General features: G+C 70.6%; 1 protein-coding gene and 2 pseudogenes. 2 read left to right on the top strand and 1 reads right to left on the bottom strand.

What is annotated here, in order from left to right; genetic code table 11:
* Positions 1-1,121 (top strand): annotated as a pseudogene (locus I5G_RS20800) (serine/threonine protein kinase); the annotation flags it as partial.
* Positions 1,122-1,223: 102 nt separating this feature from the next.
* Positions 1,224-2,860: pseudogene (gene pknB / locus I5G_RS20795) on the top strand (Stk1 family PASTA domain-containing Ser/Thr kinase).
* On the opposite strand, the gene I5G_RS20790 reads toward pknB, so the two are convergent.
* Positions 2,842-3,182: gamma-glutamyl-gamma-aminobutyrate hydrolase family protein (locus I5G_RS20790; protein ID WP_022878143.1), on the bottom strand; the 341-nt coding region annotated here is incomplete at its 5' end. The pseudogene pknB and the gene I5G_RS20790 overlap by 19 nt on opposite strands.

The raw sequence follows: 3,182 nt of genomic DNA, 5'->3' as shown, positions 1-3,182 counted from the left end.
AGCGTCCGTTCACGGGCGAGTCGCAGGTCGCGATCGCCATGGCGCAGATCAACGAGCAGCCCGTTCCGCTGCCGCCGACGGTGGCCGTGCCGGTGCAGAACCTCGTGATGGCCATGATCGCGAAGAAGCCCGACGACCGTCCGGCTTCGGCCGCGGCCGTCTCGCGCGCCGCGACGGCGCTCCGGCGTGGAGACCTCGCCGCGGCCGCCGGTGCCGTGCCCGCGATCGCCGCCGGCGTGGCCGTGGCCGACGAGGCCACGCAGCTGCTCACGGCGGGCCAGACCTCAGCCGCGACCCGCCTGCTCCCGACGCCCGCGCCGTCGCTCCTCACGGAGGAACACGTCGAGGAGGACACGCGTCCGCAGAAGAAGCGCAGCCCCTGGACGTGGCCGCTCGTGGCGCTGATCCTGCTCCTCCTGCTGGTGCTGGGCGGCACGCTGTTCGCGGTCCTCAGCAACCAGAAGACCCCGGATGCCGCCCCCTCCAGCGACGCCCCGAGTTCGGCCGCGCCCTCGCGGAGCGCGAGTGCGTCCCCGACCCCGACGCAGACCTCGCAGCAGCTCGTCGACGTGAACTCGCTCGGGCTGCCCGGTAAGACCTGCGACGAAGCCAGCACGATCCTCAGCACCAACAAGCTCGGCGCCAACTGCGAGCCGGGCAACGCGGCGACCAGCCCCGACCAGGTCGGGAAGGTCGACACCGTGAGCCCGACCGGCAGCGTCCCCGCCGGGACGATCATCACGCTCCGCGTGTTCGGTGAGGAGACTCCGCTCGACAAGCCGGGCACGCCGACTCTCCCGGGATCCTCGGTCACCGCCGGCAGCACCATCCAGGTCTCGTGGCAGCAGTACTCGTGCCCGTCCGGTACCGGCAACGTGTCGTCGTACAACTTCACGGCGACGAACGGCACGTTCGCGGAGAACGGTCAGTCGACCGCATCGTTCGCCCCCGACGCGCGGAACGCGGAACTGCAGGTGAGCAACTCGGCCGGTCAGACCCTCCGGGTCACGTACACCGTCAGCTGCTCCGGCACGGACCGCACCGCCGGCCCCTCGAACGAGGCATCCGCCTCGATCACCGGCGCCAACACTCCGTCGCCGAACCCCAGCGCCACGCGCTGACCCGCACCCCTGATCCCCCCACCCCAGGAGTACCCCGTGACCACTGAGACGCGCGTCCTCTCCGGACGCTACCGCGTCGACGACCTGATCGGTCGTGGCGGTATGGCCAGCGTCTATCGCGGGTACGACCAAACCCTGGGGCGAACGGTCGCGATCAAGATCCTGAAGGCCGACCTCGCCGGCGACGCCGCGTTCCGCACGCGGTTCCGCCTCGAGGCCCAGGCCGCGTCGCGCATGGCCCACCCCACGATCGTCCGCGTCTTCGACGCGGGCGAGGACGTCGAGGTGGGTGCCGACGGCCAGGAGCACCCGGTGCCCTACATCGTGATGGAGCTCGTCCACGGACGCCTGCTCAAGAGCATCATCGACGCGGGCCCCGTCCCGCTCGACGAGGCTCTGCGGTACGTCGACGGCATCCTGGAGGCCCTCGAGTACTCGCACCGTGCCGGTGTCGTGCACCGCGACATCAAGCCGGGGAACGTCATGATCACCGACTCCGGTCGTGTGAAGGTCATGGACTTCGGCATCGCCCGCGCGGTGTCCGACTCGTCCTCACCGTCGCGGAGACGACGGCGATCGTCGGGACCGCCGCCTACTTCTCGCCCGAGCAGGCGAAGGGCGAGTCGGTCGACGCGCGCGCCGACCTGTACTCCGCGGGCGTGGTGCTCTACGAGCTGCTCACGGGCCGACCGCCGTTCCGAGGCGACACCCCCGTCGCCGTCGCGTACCAGCACGTCAGCGAGGCGCCCCTTCCGCCGAGCGAGATCAACGACACCGTGCCGCGCGCGCTCGACGCGGTGGTGCTGCGCGCGCTCGCCAAGGATCCTTTCCAGCGTCCGCAGGATGCCGCCGGCTTCCGCGAAGACCTGGATGCCACGGTCGAGGGCAAGGAGCCCACGAAGCGGCAGATGTCGGCGCTGTCGAATGAGCTCTACGGACCGAATCCCCGTCAGGCGGCGGAGACGGCGCGCTCCCTGCGTCAGCTCAGCACCGATACGACGATGCGTCGTACGCAGCCGGGTCCGCCCGTCGCGTGGATCTGGGCCGGCGTCGCGGTGCTCGCCGTGCTGTTGGTCTCGGTGCTGTTGTGGGTCGTCCAGATCCAGCCCTCGAACGATGTCCCGTCCGCCGGCCGGACGATCCCCAACGTCGTCGACATGCCGTACGACGACGCCGTCACCGAGCTGCAGAAACAGGACCTGACCGCGAAACGGGTGGACGTGGCCGACGCCACCGTCGCCTCCGGCAACGTGGTCCGCACGACGCCGGAGGCCGACACGTCGGTGGCATCCGGGCAAGAGGTGGTCGTCTACGTCTCCACCGGGGCCGACACGGCGAAGGTCCCCACTCTCGAGGGCATCACCGAGTCCGAGGCCCGTTCCGCCCTGCAGGCGGCCGGTCTCTCGATCGGCCTCGTTCAACGCAAGACGGATCCGGCCCTCGCGAAGGGCGTCGTGATGTCGGCGAGCGTGGCATCCGGAGTCGAGGTGGCCAAGGGCACGACCGTCAACCTCGTGGTGGCGAGCGGGACCGTGGTGATCAACGACTACACCAAGAGCTACCCCGTCGATGTGGCCAAGCGCGAGCTCGAATCCACCGACAAGCAGCTGACGGTGAACACCCAGGAAGACCCCGGGTGCCGCGCCACGACACCGCCCCTCGTGACCAACCAGTCGCTGGCGCCGGGTGAGGTCCCGATCCACAGCGAGATCACGCTCACCTACTGCAGCGGATCCTGACTCCGGCGCGGGTGGAGGCGGCGACCCGCCTCCGCCGCGCCACGGAGCCCGGCATCCTCGAGCCACGTGCCCAACAGCGCGTGACCGCCCTCGGTGAGGATGCTCTCGGGGTGGAACTGCACGCCGACGAGCGGCGCCTCGCGGTGGGCGAGACCCATGATCACCCCCGACTCCGTCCGCGCGGTCACGGCGAGCTCGTGGGGGAGCGTCGCCTCATCGACAGCGAGCGAGTGATACCGGGTCGCCTCGAACCCCGGCGCCATGCCGGCGAAGAGGCCGGTGCCGTCGTGGTGGATCCGGCTCGTGATCCCGGCAGCAGTCC

The sequence above is a fragment of the Microbacterium sp. B19 genome, assembly GCF_000333395.1.
In the GTDB taxonomy this organism is placed as follows: Bacteria; Actinomycetota; Actinomycetes; order Actinomycetales; family Microbacteriaceae; genus Microbacterium.
The sequence above is the reverse complement of the archived record's forward strand: the minus strand, read 5'-3'. Positions and strand labels throughout refer to the sequence as shown.